Below are 24,553 nucleotides of genomic sequence, written 5' to 3'. Positions count from 1 at the left end.
TTTTATTTTGATAAATCCATTTATTCCGGTTTTTCCAGCGTGATTCTGCCGAGCTTTCCGCTCCGGAAATCATCCATCAGAAGCCGTGCTGCTTTTTCGTAATCGAGCTCATTTCCCTTTTTCAGGCAGCCGCGCACACGCGCAATCTCACCCAGGATTTCCACACGATCCGTCATGCCTTCAAAGCCAAAGCGTTTCTCCAGCGTTCCCGGATACTCTGCCGTCAGATAATCGATGACGGACAGCGCCAGCTCCTCCACGTTCAGGATCTCATCGTTGATGGAACCGATCATCGCAAGATGCAGTCCCACCTGCTGGTCCTCAAACTTCGGCCACAGGATACCAGGTGTGTCCAGAAGCTCCAGCTGTTTGCTCAGACGGATCCATTGTTTTCCCTTCGTGACGCCCGGTTTGTTTCCGGTTTTCGCACAGGCTCTGCCCGCATACGCATTGATAAATGTCGATTTTCCGACGTTCGGAATACCGACAACCATCGCGCGGACCGGACGGTTCAGGATGCCGCGTTTGCGGTCGCGCTCGATTTTCTCTTTGCAGGCCTCCTGTACGGCGCTGTTAATCGCTTTCATGCCGGCTCCGGAACGGGAATTGACCTTCACAACAGAATATCCCTTTCCCTTGAAATATTCCATCCAGGCATCGTTTCCGCGCTCATCGGCAAGGTCCGATTTGTTCAGCAGGATCAGCCGTGCTTTGTTCTTTCCAAGTTCATCTATATCCGGGTTGCGGCTCGCTGCAGGAACTCTCGCATCGACCAGCTCAATCATCAGGTCGATGAGCTTTAAGTCTTCCTGCATCTGTCTGCGGGCCTTCGTCATATGACCCGGGTACCACTGATAATTCATGTTTCTTCTCCTTCTATGCTGCGTTTACACGAAACCGATTTTCTTCCACGGCGAAATCGTAAACCAGAGCTTTCCGACAATGCGGTCCGAATCCACGAGTCCCATGCCGTTGTGGCGGCTGTCCTCGCTGTTGTTCCGGTTGTCGCCGAGCACAAAGTACTGTCCCTTCCCGACCGTGATCGGCTCGGAGGCAAGTCCCGCGTTTGTGATGGCCGGAAATTCATCTTTTTCATTATAGACTTCCCCGTTGATGAGGATCTGTCCGTCTTTGATCTGTACCGTCTCGCCCGGCAACGCAATCACACGCTTGATGTGGATGCTCGCCTTCTTGTCCTCACTCGTCCGGAACGCGATGATATCCCCGCGTTTCGGAGAACTTAAGCGGTACCAGGCGGAGTCCATCAGCACACGCTCCCCCGGCACGAGAGTCGGCTCCATCGAGCCCTCCTGCACCACGACACTTCTGCAGAAAAACCAGGAAAATGCCGCCGCAAGAAGAATCACTGCGATGATTTCCAGATTCCATACAAACATGGAACGGATCTTTTTCTTGTAGAAATATTCTTTTACATATCTGGTATTCATACCCATAGTGTAATTCTCCGTAAGACAAAACCGGAGAAACACAATTGCTCATGTTCCTCCGGCCATCCTTTTAACGACTTATTATTTTACCAGCTCTTTCACTTTCGCTGCTTTACCAACACGGTCTCTTAAGTAGTTCAGTTTCGCACGTCTTACTTTACCACGTCTGATAACTTCTACTTTTTCAACGTTCGGAGAGTGTACCGGCCATGTTTTCTCAACGCCTACGCCGTTAGAGCTCTTACGAACAGTGAAGGTCTCTTTGCTTCCGCCGCCCTGTCTTTTCAGGACAACGCCTTCGAATACCTGGATACGCTCGCGGTTACCCTCTTTGATTTTACCGTAAACTTTAACGGTATCACCAACGCGGAACTCCGGTGCTTCTGCTTTTAACTGTGCATCTTCGATTTTCTTAATAATGTCGTTCATTTCTTTATCTCCTTTTTTTACCCTGGATGTTCTTAATGCCTTTTTGCAACAGCGGACCATCTCTTTACTCACAACAAGATATATTATACTATAATGCATCCGCAGATGCAAGTATTTTTTTCACTTTCCATTCGCCGCTGTACAGCAGACTGCGAAGCGCGAAAGAAAACCGCTGCAGGCCGTCCGCGGACGGTATGCCGGTAAGCCGTGCGACCAGACGGAAACCGTTTTTTTCCAGCTGCTCTTCGAGTTTTTCTTCCTCTTCTGAGAATCCGTCCGGGCACAAAAACACCAGCGGTGTTTCTTTTCCGGCAAAGCTGCGGATATACTCGCTCTTTGCTTTCATACCCTCCTCAAGCGTTCCCGGAAGCTGCAGAATCAGCAGATCATGGTCATCAAACAGATTTTTCTGTTTCCGGATCTTCTTTCGTCCGAGATCAAGGCTTACACCATAGCGTGTCATGCCTGCCAAAAGATCGTGCGCCCAGGCAGACGATTCCTCTTTTTCATTGCATGCGCAGGAAATCTGGAATGCATTTTCCAGAAGGTCCGGCCGCCGCTCGGCTGTCCGCACCAGGGATGCCTCATGACGCCACGCTTCGATCTTTTTGTGGTCACCGGAAAGAAGCACCTCCGGAACTTTTTTCTCGTGCCATGTCTCCGGTCTTGTGTAATGCGGATACTCAAGCAGATTGTCCTGCAGCGACTCAAACTGCGAAGATTCCTCGTTGCTTAAGACACCCGGCACAAACCGCGATACCGCATCCACCAGCACCATTGCACCGAGTTCTCCGCCTGTTAAAACATAATCCCCGATCGAGATATAGTCCGTTACCACTTCCTGCAGTACGCGGTCATCGATGCCCTCATAGTGGCCACAGAGCAGCACAAGATCGTCCTCAAGCGCCAGCTCTTCCACCATCGTCTGGTTCAGTACTTTTCCCTGCGGTGTCAGATAGACCGTGCGCGGCTTTTTCCCGATCTTTTCGGCTACCGACTGGTAGGCGCGGAACACCGGCTCCGCCTCCATGACCATGCCCGCACCGCCGCCGTACGGGTAATCGTCCACGCGGTTGAATTTATTTGCTGAAAAATCCCGGATATTCGTCGTCTCGAGGGAAATATAGCCGTTGTTGATGGCTCTTCCGAGGATGCTGGTGTGCAGCCCCTGCTCGATCATCTCCGGAAACAGCGTCAGAATATGATATTTCATCGTTCTTTACTCTCTTTATCAGTCAATCAGGCCCGGAAGAAGGTGAATCGTCATCTTCTGTTCATCCAGGTCCACATCCAGAATGCAGTCATGGATCGCCGGAATCAGAACCTCTCCGTGCTCTTTCGAATCTACAATATAGACGTCGTTCGCACCGGTCTCCATCACATCGCGGAGCGTGCCGAACAGTTCGCCGTCCTCGGTGTACATCTGCATTCCCTGCAGGTCTGCGATATAGTATTCGTCCTCTTCCAGCGGAATGGCATCCTCTCTCGTCACATAGAGGCTGCAGCCTTTATACCGTTCGATATCGTTGATGTTGTCAATTCCTTTGAATTTTACAATGGCAAGCTGTTTGAAAAAACGCACGCCAGTTACATGGAGTTCTTTTTTTTCTTTTCCTGTATCGAGAAAAACGCGGTCCAGAGAAAGAAAACGCTCCGGATCTGTCGTCGGGTATACCTTTACCTCACCGCGTACGCCGTGGGTTGTGGTAATTACGCCAATCTGCAAATATTCTTCCATTCAAAAACCCTTTCCAACCAGTTCTACTGTGTATTGCGACTCGAGAAACACGCTTTGCGAGTTTCTCAAGTTATCGCGGCAGTCGCCAAGGTCCCGTGCAAGCACGGACTTTGTCTCGTTGCCCGCGTAAAGAAAGGAACCGGCAACAACTGTCGGTTCCTTTTCCTATCTTTTACTTACTGTAAAATTTCTACGACAACTTTTCTGTCGCTCTTTGAGGAAGCTGCTTTTACAACCGTACGGATTGCTTTCGCAATGCGTCCCTGACGTCCGATGACTTTTCCCATATCTGACGGATCTACTTTGAGTTCCAGCAGAAGGTCATCACCGCTGACGGTTTCTGTCACAACTACCTCAGATGGATGATCAACCAGAGATTTTGCAATTACTTCGATAAGTTCTTTCATTACAAGATACCCCCGTATGAATTATTTCTCGATACCAGCCTGTTTTAAGAGTTTGGCAACGATTTCGGTCGGCTGTGCGCCGTTAGCCAGCCATTTTTTAGCAGCCTCCTCGTTGAAGCTGATTGCGCTCGGCTCGCGGTTCGGATCGTAAGTTCCGATCTCCTCGATGAAACGTCCGTCTCTTGGGGATCTGGAATCTGCTACAACGATTCTATAAAAAGGAGCTTTCTTCTGTCCCATTCTTCTTAATCTCATTTTTACTGCCATTTTTCTTTACCTCCATTGTAAATTCATGTATTTATTTATATTTTTTCTTTTATGCTAAAAGGGAAGTTTGAATCCTCCTCTTTTACCACCCTTACCGACCATTCCGGTCATCTGTTTCATCATTTTTCTTGACTGTTCAAACTGTTTGATGAAACGGTTTACCTCCGCGATGTCAACACCGGCGCCTTTTGCAATTCTCTGCTTTCTCGACGGATTGATGAGATCCGGGTTTTCTCTTTCCTTTGGCGTCATAGAAAGTACAATAGCTTCCTTTCTTGCCATGTCTTTTTCATCCACCATGCTCTCAAGATCCTGGCCCTTCATTTTCGCGCCGACGCCCGGAAGCATATTCAGGATGCTGGAGATGCCGCCCATATTGCGCATCTGCTCCATGGAATCCAGATAATCGTTGAAGTCGAACTGCGCCTTCTTCATCTTCTGTTCCATGGCTTTTGCTTTTTCTTCGTCGATGTTTGCCTGCGCTTTTTCAATCAGGCTCATCACATCGCCCATGCCGAGGATACGGGACGCCATACGGTCCGGATAAAACTGCTCCAGATCCGAAAGCTTTTCGCCCATGCCGACATAGAGAATTGGTTTGCCGGAAACTGCACGGATTGAAAGTGCCGCACCGCCTCTGGTGTCACCATCTAATTTTGTAAGTACTACACCGTCGATGCCGACTTTATTGCTGAACATCTCGGCCACATTGACTGCGTCCTGTCCGGTCATAGCATCTACTACCAAAAGGGTCTGATCCACAGGAACAGCCGCTTTGATATCCTGTAATTCCTGCATCATCTCTTCGTCGATGTGCAGACGGCCTGCCGTATCCAGAATCAATACGTTAAAGCCGTTTGTCTTTGCATGCACCAGCGCTGCCTTTGCGATATCCACCGGACGGTTTTTATCTCCCATAGCGAACACTTCCACGCCCTGCTTTTCTCCGTTGACCTGCAGCTGTTTGATCGCTGCCGGGCGGTATACGTCGCAGGCTGCAAGGAGAGGTTTTCTTCCCTTGGCTTTTAACTTTCCTGCAATCTTTGCGGTTGTGGTTGTTTTACCGGCTCCCTGAAGACCTGCCATCATAATAATGGTAACTTCACTCGCCGGGCGCAGTGCGATTTCCGTTGTCTCGGAACCCATCAGCTTGACCAGCTCGTCATTTACGATTTTAATGACCATCTGACCCGGATTCAGTCCGTTCATGACGTCCTGTCCGACTGCCTGCTCCTGTACGGATTTGATAAACTGTTTTACTACTTTGAAGCTGACATCCGCCTCGAGAAGTGCCATTTTTACTTCCTTCAGCGCAGTCTTTACATCCGCCTCGGTCAGGCGGCCCTTGCTTCTGAGATTTTTGAAAACATTCTGGAGTTTCTCGGTTAAACTTTCAAATGCCATGCTCAAAGCTCCTCTAATATATCCGATGCAATTGCTGCAATCCGCTGCATCACATCTTCTTTCGGGGTATCACCGGATGGGTCTGTCAGCTTTCGGATCTCGTTTACATTCTCCCGGATCTGCACAAAGCGTTGTACCAGATGAAGCTTTTCTTCATACTCTTCCAGTGTCTTGTTGCAGCGTCTGACCAGATCGTGAACTCCCTGGCGGGAAATGCCCCGCGCTGCCGCAACCTCGCTCAGGGAAAAATCGTTGAGCACCACGTCCTCATATACCTGACGCTGATGTTCAGTCAGAAGTTCGCCGTAAAAATCATACAGTAATGTCTGTTCCAATATTTTTTCCATTGCGATCACCTTGGTTATCATACACGAAAAGGCGCAGGGTGTCAAGTATTTTTTCTTGACAGTTTTAAAATTTTTCTGATCCGTTTCAAAAGCCGCAGAAAGGGCGCATTTTCCGCGTTTTTTCGCAGAAAACACGCCCCTTATAAAGACTTTTGTATACCTACTGCAGCTCCGCAATCCTCGTCACAGCCACATAAATCGACTGAATTTTGTACCATGTCGGATAATCCACAATGCCGGAAACCGGCAGGCCGAACAGCCGCTGGAACGCTTCGACGGCGTCCTGCGTCTCTTCATCGAAATAGCCATTTTCATAGACCGTCGGAATCGATGAATACACCTCCGCAATCACGTTCAGCTGCTCCTGCATCTGCAGTACCTTGTTCCCGGACGAGCCGATGGTGAGGTCATACCCCGGCCAGGAGGACGGGATGCCGGAAATCTCCTCCGCCGTGTTGATATACATATTGTCTCCATAATAATTGCGGAGAATCTGAATCGTTGAATACCCTTGGTCCGCCAGGTTTTTGGACCCCCACTGGCTCATCCAGTTCGGGCAGCTCACACGGTTTCCGTCACAGTACTGCGTCAGAATCGGCTGTTTCACATTCGGGCGCGACAGGTAATCAGCAAAAATCTCATCGACCACAAGGGAAATGCTGTCGAAAATATTCCTGCCGTAAATCCATTTGTGATCGTAGGCCGTCGACGAAGTGATCGTAAAATCGTATCCCTTGTTGCGGTACCATTCTGTATAGACACGGTTCAGCGTAAATGACATGATTGCGAGGATATTCGCCCGGATCGCCGCATCCGGCCATGTTGCATAGATTTCCGAGCACGCCACGTTTTTGATGTAGTCGCGGTACCGCACATAATAGTCGCGTGCCGTGCTGTCGGTCGGCGCTCCGTCGTGGACGATGATATACTCCGGGATCACGACACGGGACAGCACAATCTCACCGCTCTCCCTCGTCGGCTTGATCTCACTTTCCGGAATTTTCGCCGGATATTCGCCGAACAACGTATGGTCCGGGATCGTCACATCCGCAAACGCTGCGCCCTCTGCCAGTTTGAGGTCCACCTGCTGGACGGACTGTTCTCCTGAAAGAAGCTCGGAGCCCGTCACTTCAACCAGTTCATACCCTTCCGCCTCCACTTTCACCGTATATTCGGAATACGGCTGATTCACATTCGGTTCCAGACTGTACTCGAGCGGCGGCGTCGCCAGATCCAGCGTCTCCGTTCTGCCGTCCCCGTCGGTAATCAGCTCCTCGATCACATTCTGCGGATCTCCCGTATACGAAACCGTCACCCGCGCCCCGGAAACAGGCCGCGCCTGGATTCTTGTATTTACCCGGATTTCCAGCCGCCCGCGGTCAGTCATTTCCTGCTGCATACGCAAATTTTTCATAAAAAAGCCCCATATCCTGCACTCCTTTTATGGTATGCAGAATATGAGGCTTTGTTGCTTTTCATTTTTCGATTTACAGGATCCGCTGGACGTCGTGGATCATGACGTAGACCATCAACGCCATCAGAAGCACCAGGCCCGCGAAGTGAACCATACCCTCCAGGTCTCGCCGGATTGGTTTTCTGCGGATGGCTTCTATGATCAGAAAGACAAGCCGTCCGCCGTCGAGTGCCGGGAGCGGCAGCAGGTTCATGACGCCAAGGTTTGATGACAGCAGAATCACCATGTTCAGCATCGTCATCACCGTAACCAGAACGCCCTGCGATTTTACATCATCATAGGCGGTTCCGATCGCATCCACCACGCCGACCGGGCCGGAAAGATCGTTCACAGAATACTGTCCGGTGATCAGCATACTGACGCTGTCAATGACGGTGCGCACCCAGTATTTGATCTCCAGCACGCTGTATTTCAGCACGCCGATCGGGGACTGTTTCTCCCGGAGCTGATACGAAAACTGTACATTCGCATACGTATTTTCAACCGGTGTCACCGTAATCTCTTTCGTCTTTCCGCTGTGCTCATACTCCAGCGTCACAGCGCTTCCATCGAAAGGATGCTCTGTCTGGTAAGCAGTAAAATCTGCCACACAGGTGATCGGCGCTCCGTTGATCGATACGAGCAGGTCGCCCGCGACAACACCCGCAGCGGCAAGCGGCATATTCTGCTGCACATACGTGAATTCCATGCCGCGGTCACAGTCATCGTAGTTAAAGCCCATCATATACCGCGTTGTCACCGTCGGTTCATATGTGATCGTTTTCTTTTCCCCGTCGGCCTTTTTAACCTCCAGCGTAATCTCATCCGTCGGCACACCCCGTACCGTCATCACAGAGTTCAGCTCTTTTCCGATGGAAATATGTCTTCCTTCATAGGAAGTGATGATATCTCCCGCTTCCAGGCCTGCCTCTGCCTCCGGCGAACCGTCTGCCACTTCTGTGACGCGCGCCGGGGAACTTCCCGCGTAACTGATCACAAAGATTGCGCAGAAAAATGCCAGAATCATGTTGAACACCGGTCCCGCCGCAACGACGGAAATTCTTGCCCACACGGATTTGCTGTTAAAGGTTCCTTCCCCCTCCTCTTCACCGTCCTCGCCGAGCATCTGGCACGCACCGCCGAAAGGCAGAAGTTTTAAGGAATAGACCGTTCCTCCTTTTTCTGTCTTTACCACCGTCGGGCCAAAGCCGATCGAAAATTCCGTCACGGTAATACCATTCGCTTTCGCCAAAAGAAAATGCCCCAGCTCATGGATAATGACGGTGATTCCGAAAATGAGTACGGCTATCAGGATTTTTACAATCATGCTGTCTTATTCTCCCATCTTATATCTGTTCGCAATCCATTCATACGTCTCCTGCTCCGCCGCGAGAATCTGCTCCAGCGTCGGATCGGCAATCGTTTTGTGTGCTTCCATTGCACCGGCGATCACGTCGTAAATCTCGAGGAAACGGATCTTCTTCGCGAGGAACAGTGCAACGGCGCGTTCATTTGCCGCATTGAAGACCGTCGGCATGGAGCCACCCGTCCGGGACGCCTGCATTGCCATCGGAAGGCCGAGGAAGGTATCCATATTCGGTTCTTCAAACGTGATCTGTGTCAGCGCCGCAAAGTCGAGGCGGTCGCCTGCAAGGAAGCGGCGCTCCGGGTAATACAGTGCGTACTGGATCGGCAGTTTCATATCCGGTGTGCCAAGCTGTGCCATGACAGCGCCGTCTTTAAATTCTACCATGGAATGGATAATGCTCTTTGGCTGTACCACAACCTGGATGTGGTCGAGATCAACACCGAACAGCCATTTTGCTTCCATGACTTCCAGTCCTTTGTTAACGAGTGTCGCGGAATCAATCGTGATCTTGTGCCCCATCGACCAGTTCGGATGACGGAGCGCCTGCTCTACCGTTACGTTTTCGAGCTCCGCTCTTGTTTTTCCGCGGAACGGACCGCCGGATGCAGTAATCAGAAGTTTTTCAATTTCTTTTCTGTTTTCCCCGTGCAGGCACTGAAAAATCGCCGAGTGCTCACTGTCCACCGGAAGGATCTGCACACCGCATTCCTCTGCCAGCGGCATAATAATGTGTCCCGCCGTTACCAGTGTCTCTTTGTTTGCCAGTGCAATGTCTTTTCCTGCCTTCATCGCCGCAACCGTCGGGCGAATGCCGATCATGCCGACGATCGCTGTCACAAGGATTTCGCTCTCCGGCATCGTGGCAAGCTCGATCATGCCGTCCATGCCGCTGCCGATTTTTACAGGAAGATCCTTCACTCTGTCACGGAGTTCTGCCGCTTTCGCCTCATCGCCGACTGCCGCAAACTTCGGATGAAATTCCCGGATCTGCTGCTCGAGCAGTGTAATATTACTTCCGGCGCTGATGCCGACCACCTCAAGATCGCCGTTGGCACGCACGACATCGAGGGTCTGGGTTCCGATCGAACCGGTTGAACCAAGAATTGCTATTTTCTTCATATTCCAGTTTCTCCCATCTGCTTCCCGTTTATGCTGTAGGGGAAGCTTTTTTAATGAATCAGAAGCACCGACAGGAAATAGATGATCGGTGCGGTAAAGATCACGCTGTCGAAGCGGTCAAGAATACCGCCGTGGCCCGGAATCAGCTTTCCGTAATCCTTGATGCCCTGATTTCGTTTGATTGCGGATGCCGCAAGGTCTCCGACCATGGAGATCAGCGCGCCGACACCGCAGATGATGGCGTATTCCACCATGCCGCCCTTTGTCGCAGCCGCATAGATGATGCCGAGCAGAATCGCTCCGACGACACCGCCGACAGCTCCTTCTACGGATTTTTTCGGGCTTAAAACCGGCGCCATTTTATGTTTTCCAAAGAGTACGCCGACACAGTATGCACACGTATCGCAGCCCCAGGAGCACAGGAAAATCAGCCATACATGGAATTTTCCGCCGTCCAGCATACGGGTCTGATATACATAGGAAAGCATTACGCCGACATAGACAATCGCAAAGAACGCCGGCATCACCTGATTGGCGTTGTATTTCGGATAAGTAAATACGTATACTGCCATCAGAAGCACGAGATCCAGGATCAGCGCGAGCATCTGGTACATCGGGTCATGAAGCAGCAGGGACAGATAGAAAATCACAACGCCCGCATAGCCCGTAATTTCCAACAGATTCCATTTATCTTCTCTTACCTTCATCACGCGGAACAGCTCTCCTGCACCGATCAGCGACAGGCACAGAACCGTCATATAGAGCACAGTTCCGCCGCTGCAGATCGTAAGCAGCGCCACAAGGACGAGCACGATGCCGCTTAACAGTCTTGTCTTAAACATCTTTTTTATTCCTCCTTCACGCCGCCGTAACGCCGGTCTCTGTTATTATATTGTTCGATGGCTTTTCTCAATTCCTCTTCGTGGAAATCCGGCCACGGAACCTCGGTAAAGTAAAATTCCGTGTAGGCCAGCTGCCACATCAGGTAGTTGGAAAGGCGCTGCTCGCCGCTTGTACGGATCAGAAGATCTGGATCCGGGATTCCGGCGGTGTCGAGGTAGCTCTCAAAACACTGCTCCGTCAGTTTTCCGTTCTCATCAAACGCATTCTCTGCGAGAGTTCCGTTTTTCACATCCTCGATCATGCGGGTCATGCCGCGCAGAATCTCATCGCGGGAACCGTAGTTCATTGCGATCTGGAAGTACATGTGATCGTAATCTTTGGAGCACTCCTCCAGTTCATGAATGCTGTCCTGAATATCCTGCGGGAATGCGCTCGGATCTCCGATGATTTTGACGCGCATCTGATTTTTATGTGCTTTTTTGATGCATCGTTTCAGATACTGGCGGAACAGCTTTAAGAGGCCCTCCACCTCGGCGCGGGAGCGTTTCCAGTTCTCGGTTGAGAACGCATAGACGGTCAGATATTTGACACCCATGTCTTTAATCACGTCACACATTTTTTCCAGATTGTCGCATCCGACGATATGGCCGTAGCCGCGCGGCATATTGCGTTTTTTCGCCCATCTGCCGTTTCCGTCCAGGATGATGGCGATGTGATTCGGCACTTTTAATTCATTATCCATACTTTTTTCCTCCGTAAACGATAACAGGCTGCCTGCAAATGACAGGCAGCCCCTCGTTTTCTTTGTATTACACGGTCATAATTTCTTTGGATTTTACGTCCACCATCTGATCTACTTCTTTGATATATTTGTCTGTTAATTTCTGGGTCTGCTCCTCGAGCTCTTTGATTTCGTCCTCGGAAACGTCCTCTTTGGCAAGTTTCTTGAACGCATCATTGGCATCGCGGCGGATGTTGCGGATGGCTACCTTTGCGCCCTCTGCTTTTTTCTTTACCTCTTTTACCAGCTCTTTACGACGGTCCTCGGTAAGCTCCGGGAATACCAGACGGATGACTCTTCCGTCATCGGACGGGTTGATGCCAAGGTCAGACATCATGATCGCTTTCTCGATCTCTTTTACCAGGGATGCTTCCCACGGCTGGATCTGGATCATACGTGCTTCCGGAACAGAGATGTTTGCCACCTGCTGCAGCGGAGTCGGTGTTCCATAGTAATCTACAGTAATGCGGTCCAGTACGTGCGGGTTTGCACGGCCTGCGCGGATGGTTCCGAATTCGGAATCGAGGCTTGCAATGGATTTGCCCATTTTTACCTCAAACGGTTTTACTCTCTCGTCAATCTGATTTGCCATATTAAATTTGTCCTCCTGCTATCTCTTATACGGTCACAGTTCTGCGAACTGTGACATTCGCAGCTCTCATTTAAAGTTTTGCTTCGCAAAAGGAGAGCTGCTCACACCTGAATCATTTTCTTACGCAGTAAAACAGCAAGTGTTTTACTGCTGAATTTTTATTAATTATACCGTTACTCTTGTGCCGTTAATTTTTCCGTTTGCAGCATTTACAATGCTGTTCTCTTCATTTAAACCAAATACCAGCATCGGCATTTTGTTTTCCTTGCAAAGGATGGATGCGGTCATATCTACCACTTTCAGATCCTTTTCAATGACTTCCTGAATGGAAATCTCGTCAAATTTCTTTGCATCCGGGTTTGTTTTCGGATCGCTGTCGTAGACACCGTCTACTGCTTTTGCAAGCAGAATCTCGTCTGCCTCGATCTCAATCGCGCGAAGTACGGTTGCCGTATCGGTTGAGAAATATGGATGGCCTGTACCGCCGGCAAAGAATACAACCATGTTGTGCTGGAAATATTTGTTTGCACGGTCTTTGGAAAATCCTTTTGTGAACTCTCCGCATGGGAATGGAGTCAGAACTGCGGTCATCATTCCCTGGGAACGGAAGATTTCTGATACATAGATACAGTTCATAACGGTTGCCAGCATACCGATCTGGTCTGCTTTGGTACGGTCGATATTTTCGGAACTGCGTCCTCTCCAGAAGTTTCCTCCTCCGATTACGATGCCGACTTCAATCCCCTGGTCTACCAGAGTTTTTACCTGTTTTGCCACTTTTGTGACGGTCGGCTCGTCAAAACCGGTGTGTTTCTCTCCTGCAAGAGCTTCTCCGCTCAATTTCAGTAATACTCGTCGTTTCATCTTGCATCCTCGTTCCTTTATGATATTTTTTCACAAATGTCTTGCATTTATGAAATGATTATACCATCTGTTCCCAAAAACGACAAGGGCAAAATTCGTTTGTGTTCCGCAGATTGTCTGCCGCTGCGAGAATCCGTCTCCACTGCAGATATTCCATCGGCGTCCGGTGCAGATACGCTTTGAAAATCCGCTGACATTCCCGTGGAGAGAGGTGAACGCTTGCGGCGATTTCTTTTAAAGTGAGCGGCTCCGTCAGATGGCTTTCCACCCAGGACATCATCTCTTTGATGTGCATTTATACTCTTCGCCCTGTTTCTCGTCCCGTCGATCGGATACCGCGCCGTCTGCTTCTGCGAACCGACGACCTGGATCATCTGCTGTGTGGTAATCTGTATTTTTACATTCACCATTCGAAAAGAATCCCGCGATACGGCGGCATAAAAACCATAAAAAAATCTCTGTCGGAAGTTCAGACTCCTGACAGAGATTTTTTATAGATTCATTTTAGATCTGTGCTACGACAAAGATATCATAGATTGCTTTGATTGCCGTCTCAAAATCGCGATTCTCCACGCCGATGATGATGTTAAGCTCACTGGAACCCTGATCGATCATCTTAACGTTGACGTGTGCGTGTGCCAGTGCGGAGAAGATTCTTCCGGCAGTGCCTCTCGTTCTTCTCATGCCGCGGCCTACAACAGCGATCAGCGCCAGATCGGATTCAAGATCAATAGAATCCGGCTGTACGGCACGATGCAGTCCTGCGATAACCTGCTGTTCTTTTGCTGCAAACTCACTCTGATGAACAAATACCGTCATGGTATCGATGCCGGACGGCATATGCTCAAAGGAAAGATTGTTATCCTCAAAGACGCCAAGTACTTTTCTGCCAAAGCCAATCTCGGTATTCATCATGCTCTTCTCAATCGTGATGGATGCGAAGCCTTTCTTTCCTGCGATACCGGTGATTGTAAATTTCGGTTTACTGCAGGTATTCTCCACGATCATGGTTCCCGGATCCTGTGGTGCGTTGGTGTTCAGCACGTGGATCGGGATTCCCTCCTGACGGAGTGGGAAGATGGAGTCCTCATGAAGGACGGTAGCTCCCATGTAGGAAAGCTCACGCAGCTCACGATAGGTAATGGTGGAAATGACTTCCGGATCCTTGACGATACGCGGATCGGTTACCAGGAAACCGGAAACATCGGTCCAGTTCTCGTAGATGTCAGCGTGTACGGCCTTTGCCACGATGGAACCAGTGATATCGGATCCGCCGCGGGAGAAGGTTTTTACGCTTCCGTCCGGTTTTGCGCCGTAGAATCCAGGAACGACTGCGTTATCCAGATCTTTTAAACGCTCGGAGAGCACTTCGTCAGTCTTGTCTGCAAGGAAGTTTCCGTTCTCGTCGAAGCAGATCACTTCTGCAGAATCAATATACGTATATCCCAGATAATTTGCCATCACGATACCGTTCAGGTACTCTCCGCGGGATGCGGCGTAGTCCTCTCCGGCTGCTGCGGCAAAGTTTTCTGCGATTTTTTCAAATTCCGGGGAAAGATCCAGGCTGAGGTTCAGACCGTCGATGATCTCCTGATATCTCGCTTTGATGTTCTGCAGTTTCTTCTTGAAATCTCTTCCGGCAACTGCAGTGCGATAGCAGTCATACAGCATATCGGTTACTTTCGTATCAGCAGAATTTCGTTTTCCAGGAGCGGAAGGTACCACGTATCTTCTTCCCTCATCTGCGCGGATGATGTCTCCGACCTTCTTAAACTGCTCTGCGCTCGCGAGGGAGCTGCCGCCGAATTTTACTACTTTCTTCATAATAATCTCTCCTTGCGTTCTTTTCGGATATCTTTCGAAATCTCGTTTTTCAGCCCGTCACTTTAACGTTAGAAAGCTGTTACGTACTAGATTAGAACAAAATCCCGTATGCGTCAAGAACTTTTTTGGCTGATTCATTCATTCCACAGATAAATTTCCGGTTTTTTCTCCATTTTATAGGAGAATGTCTCTCCAAGCCCGTAAACCGCCTGGCTTAATACGTACTCGCCGTTGTTTGCATAAATTTCGATCATATTCGGATCCACGAAAATCTCAAGAAGATCGCCCTCTTTTAACTGCGGCGTCTCGGCATGAAGCCATCCTTTTGCACCGGATGGATAGACATCCGTGCGGTCTGCGCAGACTTTTCCGCTCTGCCGCCAGATCTTATAGCCGCCGATTTCCAGGCTTTCACCCTCTTTTAATTCGGCGCGGATCATGGCACACTCTCCGCATGCCGAAACGAGGGAATCCGTCTTTTTGCAGAATCCGTCGCGGATGGCAGGCAGAACACGGAAGTAAATATGATCGTTCTGTACATCCACCACACGCGGCAGGCAGAACATGCCTTGCCATATACCATCTACCGGTTCCGGCATCCGAAGCCATGCGATGGAAATCCGGTTTCCGTCCGCATCCGTCATGGTCTGCGGTGCATAGAGGTCACCGCCGCAGTCCAGAAGCTGCCAGTTCTCCGGAAATTTCATTGTGCAGGTTTTTTCATCAAACTCAGGCAGCATACAGATCGCCCGATCCGCATAGCCGTCGGTGTCCTCGATCAGTTCCATCGGGGAGAATACAAAGACGCTGCGTCCGTTTACGTTAAAGAGATCCGGGCACTCCCACATCCAGCCGAGCTTCTGTTTCGTCGTCGCCTGTCCGGCCAGATGCCAGTGGGAAAGATCCTCACTCTTATAGAATAATGCCTCGCCCTTGTGATCCTTCGTCGTGCTTCCAAGCACCATATACCATGCGTCGCTTTCCTTCCAGACTTTCGGGTCACGCGTGTGCGTATTGTCGCCGATTTCCGGATCGGTGAGTGCCGGGATAACAACCTCCTTATCCCCGAAGACATCAAAATGCATACCGTCCTTCGAAGTAAGGTGAAGCTGCGCCGAGGTAAAATCCTGATCAAGGCACTGATGAATATCCTTCGGATTTACCTGATTATAGTGAACACCCGTGTAAAAGAGATGCATCACGCCGTTCTCTTCTACTGCGCTTCCGGAAAAGCAGCCGTTCTGGTCCTCGGAAAGACTCGGGAACAGGGCAACGCCGACATGCTCCCAGTGAATCAGATCCGGACTCACCGCATGGCCCCAGTGCATGGTACCCCAGCGCGGCGCGTACGGAAAATGCTGATAAAAAAGATGATACTGTCCCTTATAATAAATCATGCCGTTCGGGTCATTCACCCAGTTGCCCGGCGCTTTTACGTGTAATCTGTTTTTCATGTGTTTGATTTCCTTTCTGTCTCTTTCTTGTTGTCTCCGATAAGAAAAGCCGGAAAAAGAAAGCATTTTTAATTCCGCCCTCCTTTGCCCGGCTTGTTCTTGATTTCTATGATTTACTTATTTGACTGCTCCGGCTACGACACCGTTGATGATCTGTTTCTGCAGTGCCACGTACAGAATCAGGATCGGGATGACGCAGAGCAGAAGACCTGCCATGATGGTTCCGTAATCTGCGGAGTAAGTTCCGTAGAAGCTGTAGGTGGAAAGCGGCAGAGTCAGCAGCTTTTTGTCGGTCAGCACCAGGGACGGCAGCAGGAAGTCATTCCAGAATGCCATCGCATTCATGATTACCATGGTGGAAATGATCGGCTTTAACAGCGGGAACACGATGCGGAAGAAGGTCTGGGTGTGGGTACAGCCGTCGATGTAAGCGGCCTCCTCCAGCGCCAGCGGGATACTTCCGCGGATGAATCCGTGGAACATGAACACGGACATCGCCATGGAAAATCCGGTGTGCATGAAGATCAGGGTCAGTCTGTGGTTCAGAATGTTTAAGGTTCCGCCGTATACACTGACAAGCGGGATCATGATTGCCTGGAATGGAATGATCATGGATGCAACCATCAGTGCAAAGATGATATTGGAAAATACGTTGACATTACGCACGATGTAGTAAGCCAGCATGGCTGCGAGTACCGTAACCAGCACGGTTGCTGTTACGGTTACAACCAGAGAGTTCTTGAAGGCATTCAGGAAGTTCATCTGATTGAATGCTTTTACAAAGTTGTCAAACGAAAGACCTTTGATCGTAAACAGCCAGGAGAACGGGCTCTTGATGATATCACGTTTCTGTTTTAAGGAGTTGATGATAACCATGACAAACGGGAACATGAACGCACAGAAAACGATGATCATAAGGAGCATAGCCAGCGCGTCCGTTACTTTTTTCTTTGTTCCGCCAATTTTCTTCTGATTCATTATGCTTCAACCTCCCTCTTCTTGGTGGTGTATACCTGAATACCGCTGATGCAGGCTACAATGATAAACAGGATAAAGGCTTCTGCCTGGCCGACACCGAACTGTCTCGATGTGAATGCTTTCTCATATACGTGCATGGCCGCCATCTCGGTGGTTCCGTACGGAGCACCGCCGGTTAAGGACAGATTGACATCGTATACCATGAACGCACGGGACAGGGTCAGGAAGAGGCAGATAGTAACGGAGGACATCATCAGCGGAAGGATAATGTTTTTCATTTTTACCCAGCCGGATGCACCGTCGATGCTTGCCGCCTCGAGCACGTCCTCGGAAAGTCCCATAAAGCCGGCAACGTAGATCAGGATCATATAGCCTGCCAGCTGCCATACTGAAACGAGCACCAGCGCTGCAAATGCTTTGTTCGGGGTAGAAAGCCAGGAAATTTCAAACAGGCTCCATCCTGTGGTCTCACCGATGCTGACGAAAACACGGGAGAATACGAACTGCCAGATGTATCCAAGTACGATACCGCCGATCAGGTTCGGGGTGAAAAATCCGGCGCGGAAGAAGTTCTGACCTTTGATGCCGCGGGTCAGGATATAAGCCAGTAAAAAGGCGATCACATTGACGAGAACAACAACCGCAATGACATATTTAAAGGTTAACAGCAGGGATTTCCAGAACTGCGCGTCGCGCATAACGGCTGCGAAGTTGGAAAGTCCTACAAAGTTTTTCACGCTGGAAACACCGTTCCAGTCGGTTAAGGTCAGGTAAATACCGTAGATAAACGGTACCATGACGACTGCCAGGAAGCAGAACAGGCCCGGCAGCGCAAATACACAGAAATCTTTTCCCTTGTTGCTTGATTTCATTTTCGTTCCTCCTTCATATCCTCCGGCTTACTGCTCATCCCAGTATGCCTGGATGGAATCTATCAGTTCCTCGCGGTCACTTCTTCCGGCCAGATATTTCTGCATTGCCGCACCAAGGACAGACCAGTGATCGTTCGGCACGATCGCAGATGCGTTGAATGCTCCGCCGTTCTGTACTTTTTCGTAAATGTCGCGGCTTAACGGATCGCTTGGCTCGTTCGGGTTGTTTTTAAACGGAGGGATCAGGCTGCAGGTCTTTACAACCATCTGCTGTCCGATCTCACTGTAAACCAGCCAGTTCAGGAACTCTTTTGCTGCTGCTTTCTGCTCGTCGGTAGCCACGATATCATCCAGCATGATCTGTTTGGACGGGGATGCCTGGATTTTGCTGTTGACGAAGTCGTCCGGATCATTGTTCAGGAAGTATGGAAGGAAACCGTACTCGTCGGTCGTCTCGGCTCCTGCCTCCTCAAGGTTCGGCCATGCCCAGTTTCCGTTGAACCAGAAAGCGGTTTTTCCGTCTGCCAGGTCAATTGCCATCTCATCGTAATCTGCGCCGAGTGGATCGCCCTTTGCTACGTTGTACTCTTTTAACAGGTCAAAGGTATTCAGGAACTCGTTCATGCGGGTGTAGTCCGGCAGATATAAGGTTCCGTCCTTCAGCTCGTTGATGACTTCTGCTGCACCGTCGGAGGTTCCGTTGTATGTCTCGTAGATGTACTGCAGCTGGTGTGCTCCAAGGGACCAGTCTTCTTTTGCCATGGAGATCGGATTCTTCATTCCGTTGTCCCGCAGGCTCTGGAGAAGTGCTGCGAAATCGTCCTGGGTTTTGATATCGGATGGATCGAACTCGGTACCTAAGGTATCTTCAATCACGCTCTTGTTGTAGATAATACCGCGGCCCTCGATACAGAGCGGGAAGCTGTAAACCTTTCCGTTGATTTTGGTCAGGTACTCTTCTGCCTCACCGGTCCATGCTTCATTGCTTAAGTCGGCTGCTTTTTCTTCTGCCAGTGCAATGACATCGGTCGTATCCAGAATGGAAAGTGTCGGCGGGTTTCCGGAGTTGTAGAGGCTGACTACTTTGGTATAAGGAGAATCGCCGTCCGTTACCGGCATGATCTCAATATGTACGCCTGCTTTCTCCTCGAACACTTTTGCAATCTCTTCCAGTGCTGTCTGGATTTCTGCTTTTGTGTTCATGATGACGATACTCGTTCCGGAAAGCGACGTATCGTACTGGAAGGTATCGGTGGTCATGTCGATCGGCACTTCTTCTTTTACTGCGTTCGGGTCATCCGGATCGCTTGCGAAGCCGAAGGTGCATCCGGTCAGTGCAGAAGTAAGAAGCACGCCGGACATTCCAAGAGCTGCCGCCCTGGCACTAAATTTCTTTCTCATCACAATTCCTCCTGTTATCTCTGGACAGCTGGTCCTGTCCTTCGTTTTGTGTAACCGGTCAAGTAACCGGTTACTTTCGTTGTCTTTATCATAGCATTGACAGTGGGTTTCGTCAATATTTTCTTTACTTTTCGTGATTTTCCATAATTTTGTTTTTGGCTTTTGTGGAACTTTTACAAAACCGGTTACTTAACCGATTCCCGCTTGTTCCGGCGGGCGAGAAATGTTATACTATATTCATATATTATTTGTTTTTTTCTGAAAGCTTACATGATTCACGCAACACTTTTGAAGGGAAGGACACTTGAACTTATGGCACGAAAAAAAAATGTAACCTTTAATGATATTGCACAGTACACGCATTTTTCCAAAACAACCATTTCCCGGTATTTCAACAACCCGGATTCCCTGACACCGGAAAATCAGCAGATCATTTCCGATGCACTGGATAAACTGAACTATAAAGAAAACAAAGTGGCAAAAATTCTCGCGAACGGACAGACCGAATTTGTCGGCGTCCTGATCCCGAGTCTCTCCATGAACTACTATTCCGAGATGCTGAATCAGATTCTTGCTTCTTATGAGAAATATGGCTATAAATTCCTCGTCTTCGCCGGAAACGGCCACGATGAGACGGAGCACCGCTACATTCAGGAGCTGATGTCGTACAAAATCGAGGGCCTCATCGTCCTCTCCCATACACTCTCCTCCCGCGAACTCTCCGATCTGCAAATCCCGGTCGTTGCAATTGAGCGCGAAGACCAGTTCGTCAGCAGTGTCAATACAGACAACTACCTCGGCGCGTACGAAGCGACTTCGCTTCTGATTCATAACCACTGTGATGTCCTGATTCATCTGAACTCACCGACCAAAGAAAATGTTCCTGCCTACCGCCGTCTCGCCGGTTTCCAGGATGCCTGTGTAAAGGCCGGTGTACCGCACAAGGTTATCATTCGGGATTTTGGACTCTCCTATCAGGAAGCCGCAGCACCGCTGCAGGAAATCTTTGACAACATCGAACAAAAATATGCCGGTCAGAAAAAGGGCATCTTCCTCTCCAACGATGATCATGCCAATATTCTTTTAAATCTTCTGATCCGCAAGTACCATACCCTGCCGGACGATTACGAACTCATCGGCTTCGACGGTGCGCCGATTTCCGAGCAGGCTATCTATCCGATCAGCACTGTCGGCCAGCAGATTGACCAGATTGCAGACGAGGCTGTTTCCCTTCTGGTCTCCCAGATGCAGGAACGGAAAAAACGCCACCCGGTGCCGCTTGCCGAGCCGGTTCACAAGACCGTTCCGCCGCTTCTGATCCGGCGTCAGACGACCACTTGATTTTAAAAGCAGATTTCTATCATAAAAATGTTTTTATCAAAAAAGTGTCATCCACCTGCGGGCTGTGTGCCCTGCAGCTTGTGGATGACACTTTTCTTATCTTCTTACTCTTTTTTAGTTCTGTCCGTAATAAGCATTTGCACCATGCTTACGGTAATAGTGTTTATCCTGCAGCTCCTGCGGTGCCGGCTGGATTCTCGGGTTGATGGTCTCGGCACGGTATGCCATTTTGGCAACCTCTTCGAGGACAACAGCATTGTGAACAGCCTCATGCGCATCTTTGCCCCAGGTGAACGGTCCGTGGTTCTTGCAAAGAACGGCCGGAACGGCTTTTACATCTTTTCCCATCCGTTTGAACTCATTGACGATCAGATGGCCGGTGTTTTCCTCGTATGCCTCGTCAATCTCTTCTTTTGTCAGGCAGCGCAGGCACGGTACTTCACCGTAGATGTAGTCTGCATGGGTTGTTCCGTAGCACGGAATGCTTCTTCCCGCCTGTGCCCAGCTTGTCGCATAGGAGGAATGGGTGTGAACAATGCCGCCGATCTCCGGAAATGCTTTGTACAGCTCCAGATGGGTCGGGGTGTCAGAAGACGGACGGTAGCGTCCTTCTACTTTGTTTCCGTTCAGATCCATGACAACCATATCGTCCGGTGTCAGCAGGTCGTAATCCACGCCGCTTGGTTTGATGACGAACAGACCGCTTTCCCGGTCAATCTCGCTGACATTCCCCCAGGTAAAGGTAACCAGTCCGTATTTTGGAAGAAGCATGTTGGCTTCGTATACTCTTTTTTTCAGTTCTTCTAACATTGTGTTGTCCTTTCTGTCTTTCCCAAACGATGGTTCATTTTAAGCTCTCTACTGCTGCACGCTCAATCGGCAGGCCTTTTTTGTAGCGCTCGGTGAATACTTCAAATCCAGCGACGTCTGCCGGGTCCGGATCCATCTTGGTTCCGGCATTTCCTGCGAAGACTTTTGCATCGAGGTAATCCTCGAGTGTTTCATTCTCTTCTTTGTTGATCATATAAGAAGCCAGCAGTGCGATGCCCCAGGCTCCGCCCTCTCCTGCTGTCTCCATAACGGAAACCGGTGCGTCGATGGCACCTGCGAGGATCTTCTGGCCGACACCTTTTGTCTTGAAGAGACCGCCGTGGCCGAGAATCTGGTCGACCTGCACATGCTCCTCTTTCATCAGGATATCAAGGCCGACTTTCAGGGCGCCAAGGGAAGTAAACAGGTTGACTCTCATAAAGTTTGCCAGATTGAATTTCGCATCCGGAGTACGTGCGAAGACAGGACGGCCCTCGTTGAAGCCGGTTACGTGCTCGCCGGAGAAGTAGTTGTAGGCAAGGAGTCCGCCGCAGTCTGCGTCGCCCTCCAGGGCTTTGTTGTACAGCTTGCCGAACAGATCATTCGTGCTGATTTCCATGCCGAAGGTCTGCGCAAATTCACGGAAGAGATTGACCCATGCATTCAGATCAGAAGTACAGTTCTGGCAGTGCACCATGGCAACCGGATGACCGGACGGGGTTGTTACCATATCGATCTCCGGGTATACTTTGGAGAGGTTCTTCTCCAGAACGATCATAGCAAAAACGGAAGTTCCGGCAGACACGTTTCCGGTTCTGACGCGGACGCTGTTTGTTGCTGCCATACCTGTTCCGGCATCTCCCTCCGGCGGGCAGAGCGGAATGCCTGCTTCCAGATTTCCGGACATGTCGAGAAGTGCGGCACCTTCTTTTGTCAGAACACCGGCATTGTCACCTGCGGTCAGAACGTGCGGCAGAACATCGAGTGCTTTCCATGAATATGCTTTATCTGCGACTGCCTCGTCAAATTTGGCAATCATGTCGGCAAAGTAAGTGTTGGTTTCAGAATCGATTGGAAAGATTCCAGATGCCTCGCCGACACCAACGACACGCTCGCCGGTCATTTTCCACTGAATGTATCCGGCAAGGGTTGTCACATAGTCGATATCTGCCACATGCGGCTCACCGTTTAAGATTGCCTGATACAGATGGGCGATAGTCCATCTCTGCGGGATGTGGAATCCGAAAAGATCGGTCAGCTTCTCGCTTGCTTCTTCTGTGATATTATTTCTCCAGGTGCGGAACGGCACGAGGAGGTTTCCTGCTTTGTCAAATGCCATATAGCCGTGCATCATGGCACTGAAGCCGATGGCTCCGACGCGGGTCAGGGTGATGTCGTATTTTTCTTTGACATCAGCTGCCATTTTGGTATATGCATCCTGCAGGCCCGTCCAGATGTCCTCGAGGGTGTAGGTCCACACGCCGTTGTCGTAGCGGTTTTCCCACTCGTGATCTCCAGATGCGATCGGGGCGTTGTCTGCGCCGATCAGGACGGCTTTGATTCTGGTTGAGCCGAACTCAATACCAAGTGCTGTTTTCTGTTCGAGGATTGCTGTTTTTGCATCCATTCCCATTGTTTTTTCCTCCCTTGGGTTCTTTTCTATTTTTTCGTCTCTGTTGACAGATTTTTTCCTGCAGTGGATTCTCTTACGATGAGTTCCGGGGAAATCAGGCGTTTGACGCTGCTTTCTTCTTCCGGGACTTTTCTGATTTTTTCGAGAATGAGCTCTGCTGCCATCTCACCGAGTTTTTCCTGCGGATGGGCAATGGTCGTGATCCCGATCGGACTGCTCTGGCCGATCAGCGAGTTGTCGTATCCGGTGACGGCGATGTCTTCCGGCACGGAGATTCCCTTTTCTTCCAGCATGGAGATGACGGCGAGCGCGATCTGGTCGTTGTAGCAGACGGCGGCATCGACGGACTTTTTGCTGTCGAGCAGCATGGAAAGCATCAGGGACGGTTTGGTTTTCCGGTCCTCGGTGTGAAACCAGATGACGTTTTCGGGATCATATGGGATTCCGCTTTCCTGCAGCGCCTGCACGTAGCCTTTATGGCGCTGGGCGCCCTGGCTGTCGTCGGCCTTGAAGATGCCGATGATGTTTCGTCGGCCGGTCTCTAAAAGGTGCCGGGTCAGCAGATAGCCGCCTTTGCAGTCATCCATCAGAATGCAGGGCTTGTCTGCCATCTGGGGGTAGCAGCCCTGGATGAAGACATACGGGATCTGGTACTTGTCCAGCATTTCGTACAAGTTGATGTGGCGGCAGAGGATCTGGCTTTTGCTCGGCTCGATGATGAGGCCGTCGATGGGCTTGTCGAGGAGTTCTTTTAAGACTTTTTCTTCTTTGGAGCGGCTGTTGCAGGTGTTCTTTAAGATAATGCTGTAGCCGTTTTCGCTCAGCACTCGATCCATTCCCTGGATGAGGCGGGGGAAGATGTAGTCGGACAGGTAGGTGGTGGTAACGGCGATGTTTTTTGAATTATGACGCTGGATTACGCGCTCGGAGCAGAAGGTTCCTTTGCCGTGCTGGGCGGTGATATAGCCTTCATTTTCGAGAAGAGCGAGGGCCTTTCGGACAGTGTGGCGTGAGAGGGCGTATTCCCGGGTCAGTTCGTTTTCGGAGGGAAGCTTCTGGCCGGGTTTTATGGTTCCGGAGAGAATCTGCTCTTTTAGGGCTTCCATCAGGGTGTAGTATTTGGCTTTGCCGGTGGTTGGTTCCATGTGATTGGTGATTCCCCTTTCTGGAATTTATAAT

26 protein-coding genes are annotated in these 24,553 nt (G+C 50.1%); 1 reads left to right on the top strand and 25 read right to left on the bottom strand.

Translation table 11 applies throughout. The annotated features are described in order from the left end of the window. Nucleotides 1-20 precede the first annotated feature (20 nt). From ylqF to DW743_RS03095, 22 genes are all read right to left on the bottom strand, one after another. The gene (gene ylqF, locus DW743_RS03200; protein WP_055226467.1) at nucleotides 21-863 is read right to left on the bottom strand and encodes a ribosome biogenesis GTPase YlqF; all 843 of its coding nucleotides are present in this window, start codon (nucleotides 861-863) and stop codon (nucleotides 21-23) included. A 24-nt stretch (nucleotides 864-887) separates the two neighbouring features. After that, a complete protein-coding gene (gene lepB / locus DW743_RS03195) occupies nucleotides 888-1,454 on the bottom strand; it encodes a signal peptidase I (protein WP_117760367.1) in 567 nt (188 codons plus the stop codon). Nucleotides 1,455-1,529: 75 nt separating this feature from the next. Then, on the bottom strand, nucleotides 1,530-1,877 hold the full coding sequence (gene rplS, locus DW743_RS03190; protein ID WP_022461510.1) for a 50S ribosomal protein L19: 348 nt from the start codon (nucleotides 1,875-1,877) through the stop codon (nucleotides 1,530-1,532). A gap of 88 nt (nucleotides 1,878-1,965) precedes the next feature. After that, the gene (gene trmD / locus DW743_RS03185; RefSeq protein WP_117760368.1) at nucleotides 1,966-3,090 is read right to left on the bottom strand and encodes a tRNA (guanosine(37)-N1)-methyltransferase TrmD; all 1,125 of its coding nucleotides are present in this window, start codon (nucleotides 3,088-3,090) and stop codon (nucleotides 1,966-1,968) included. Between the two features lie 18 nt (nucleotides 3,091-3,108). Continuing rightward, nucleotides 3,109-3,615: a ribosome maturation factor RimM gene (gene rimM, locus DW743_RS03180; RefSeq protein ID WP_022461508.1), complete on the bottom strand. Its 507-nt coding sequence runs from the start codon at nucleotides 3,613-3,615 to the stop codon at nucleotides 3,109-3,111. A 176-nt stretch (nucleotides 3,616-3,791) separates the two neighbouring features. Next, entirely contained in the window at nucleotides 3,792-4,022 is a 231-nt protein-coding gene (locus DW743_RS03175) for a KH domain-containing protein (RefSeq protein ID WP_022461507.1), read from the bottom strand. Between the two features lie 21 nt (nucleotides 4,023-4,043). After that, nucleotides 4,044-4,289 (bottom strand): 30S ribosomal protein S16, encoded by a 246-nt coding sequence (gene rpsP / locus DW743_RS03170; protein ID WP_022461506.1) that lies wholly within the window; start codon nucleotides 4,287-4,289, stop codon nucleotides 4,044-4,046. Nucleotides 4,290-4,343: 54 nt separating this feature from the next. Then, nucleotides 4,344-5,693: a signal recognition particle protein gene (gene ffh / locus DW743_RS03165; protein ID WP_117509057.1), complete on the bottom strand. Its 1,350-nt coding sequence runs from the start codon at nucleotides 5,691-5,693 to the stop codon at nucleotides 4,344-4,346. 2 nt (nucleotides 5,694-5,695) lie between these two features. Next, entirely contained in the window at nucleotides 5,696-6,040 is a 345-nt protein-coding gene (ylxM, locus tag DW743_RS03160) for a YlxM family DNA-binding protein (RefSeq protein WP_330377042.1), read from the bottom strand. Nucleotides 6,041-6,200: 160 nt separating this feature from the next. After that, entirely contained in the window at nucleotides 6,201-7,454 is a 1,254-nt protein-coding gene (locus DW743_RS03155) for a peptidoglycan-binding protein (RefSeq protein ID WP_117509058.1), read from the bottom strand. A 73-nt stretch (nucleotides 7,455-7,527) separates the two neighbouring features. Continuing rightward, nucleotides 7,528-8,820 carry an RIP metalloprotease RseP gene (gene rseP, locus DW743_RS03150; RefSeq protein ID WP_022461502.1) on the bottom strand — a complete coding sequence of 431 codons (1,293 nt, stop codon included), beginning with the start codon at nucleotides 8,818-8,820 and terminating at the stop codon, nucleotides 7,528-7,530. Between the two features lie 6 nt (nucleotides 8,821-8,826). Further along, entirely contained in the window at nucleotides 8,827-9,981 is a 1,155-nt protein-coding gene (locus DW743_RS03145) for a 1-deoxy-D-xylulose-5-phosphate reductoisomerase (protein WP_117760369.1), read from the bottom strand. A 50-nt stretch (nucleotides 9,982-10,031) separates the two neighbouring features. Continuing rightward, a complete protein-coding gene (locus DW743_RS03140; protein ID WP_022461500.1) occupies nucleotides 10,032-10,823 on the bottom strand; it encodes a phosphatidate cytidylyltransferase in 792 nt (263 codons plus the stop codon). 5 nt (nucleotides 10,824-10,828) lie between these two features. Continuing rightward, nucleotides 10,829-11,566 (bottom strand): polyprenyl diphosphate synthase, encoded by a 738-nt coding sequence (uppS, locus tag DW743_RS03135; protein ID WP_022461499.1) that lies wholly within the window; start codon nucleotides 11,564-11,566, stop codon nucleotides 10,829-10,831. Between the two features lie 67 nt (nucleotides 11,567-11,633). Continuing rightward, on the bottom strand, nucleotides 11,634-12,152 hold the full coding sequence (frr, locus tag DW743_RS03130; protein WP_373141022.1) for a ribosome recycling factor: 519 nt from the start codon (nucleotides 12,150-12,152) through the stop codon (nucleotides 11,634-11,636). 210 nt (nucleotides 12,153-12,362) lie between these two features. After that, the gene (gene pyrH / locus DW743_RS03125; RefSeq protein ID WP_022461497.1) at nucleotides 12,363-13,061 is read right to left on the bottom strand and encodes a UMP kinase; all 699 of its coding nucleotides are present in this window, start codon (nucleotides 13,059-13,061) and stop codon (nucleotides 12,363-12,365) included. Nucleotides 13,062-13,119: 58 nt separating this feature from the next. Next, entirely contained in the window at nucleotides 13,120-13,356 is a 237-nt protein-coding gene (locus tag DW743_RS03120; protein WP_117760370.1) for a helix-turn-helix domain-containing protein, read from the bottom strand. 209 nt (nucleotides 13,357-13,565) lie between these two features. Beyond that, on the bottom strand, nucleotides 13,566-14,885 hold the full coding sequence (locus tag DW743_RS03115) for an aspartate kinase (protein ID WP_117509063.1): 1,320 nt from the start codon (nucleotides 14,883-14,885) through the stop codon (nucleotides 13,566-13,568). A 134-nt stretch (nucleotides 14,886-15,019) separates the two neighbouring features. Beyond that, nucleotides 15,020-16,339, bottom strand: a complete 1,320-nt coding sequence (locus DW743_RS03110; protein ID WP_117760588.1) for a glycoside hydrolase family 32 protein — start codon at nucleotides 16,337-16,339, stop codon at nucleotides 15,020-15,022. Nucleotides 16,340-16,456: 117 nt separating this feature from the next. Then, on the bottom strand, nucleotides 16,457-17,317 hold the full coding sequence (locus tag DW743_RS03105) for a carbohydrate ABC transporter permease (RefSeq protein WP_022461494.1): 861 nt from the start codon (nucleotides 17,315-17,317) through the stop codon (nucleotides 16,457-16,459). Further along, nucleotides 17,317-18,189 carry a carbohydrate ABC transporter permease gene (locus DW743_RS03100; RefSeq protein ID WP_022461493.1) on the bottom strand — a complete coding sequence of 291 codons (873 nt, stop codon included), beginning with the start codon at nucleotides 18,187-18,189 and terminating at the stop codon, nucleotides 17,317-17,319. Before DW743_RS03100 ends, DW743_RS03105 begins: the two co-directional genes overlap by 1 nt. 27 nt (nucleotides 18,190-18,216) lie before the next feature. After that, a complete protein-coding gene (locus DW743_RS03095; RefSeq protein ID WP_117760371.1) occupies nucleotides 18,217-19,590 on the bottom strand; it encodes an ABC transporter substrate-binding protein in 1,374 nt (457 codons plus the stop codon). 312 nt (nucleotides 19,591-19,902) lie between these two features. Here DW743_RS03095 and DW743_RS03090 point away from each other — a divergent pair, with 312 nt between their 5' ends. Next, on the top strand, nucleotides 19,903-20,931 hold the full coding sequence (locus DW743_RS03090) for a LacI family DNA-binding transcriptional regulator (RefSeq protein WP_055266684.1): 1,029 nt from the start codon (nucleotides 19,903-19,905) through the stop codon (nucleotides 20,929-20,931). A gap of 114 nt (nucleotides 20,932-21,045) precedes the next feature. On the opposite strand, the gene DW743_RS03085 is transcribed toward DW743_RS03090, so the two are convergent. From DW743_RS03085 to DW743_RS03075, 3 genes are read right to left on the bottom strand one after another with little or no spacing between them, the layout of a single operon-like run. Beyond that, nucleotides 21,046-21,741 (bottom strand): L-ribulose-5-phosphate 4-epimerase, encoded by a 696-nt coding sequence (locus DW743_RS03085; protein ID WP_022461490.1) that lies wholly within the window; start codon nucleotides 21,739-21,741, stop codon nucleotides 21,046-21,048. Between the two features lie 34 nt (nucleotides 21,742-21,775). Next, nucleotides 21,776-23,368, bottom strand: coding sequence for a xylulokinase (locus DW743_RS03080; protein ID WP_334291837.1), 1,593 nt, complete (start codon nucleotides 23,366-23,368; stop codon nucleotides 21,776-21,778). Nucleotides 23,369-23,400: 32 nt separating this feature from the next. After that, nucleotides 23,401-24,519: a GntR family transcriptional regulator gene (locus DW743_RS03075; protein ID WP_117760372.1), complete on the bottom strand. Its 1,119-nt coding sequence runs from the start codon at nucleotides 24,517-24,519 to the stop codon at nucleotides 23,401-23,403. Nucleotides 24,520-24,553: the final 34 nt, after the last annotated feature.

This window comes from Blautia sp. AM28-27 (genome assembly GCF_003480905.1).
Classification (GTDB): domain Bacteria; phylum Bacillota; class Clostridia; order Lachnospirales; family Lachnospiraceae; genus Fusicatenibacter; species Fusicatenibacter saccharivorans.
The sequence above is the reverse complement of the archived record's forward strand: the minus strand, read 5'-3'. Positions and strand labels throughout refer to the sequence as shown.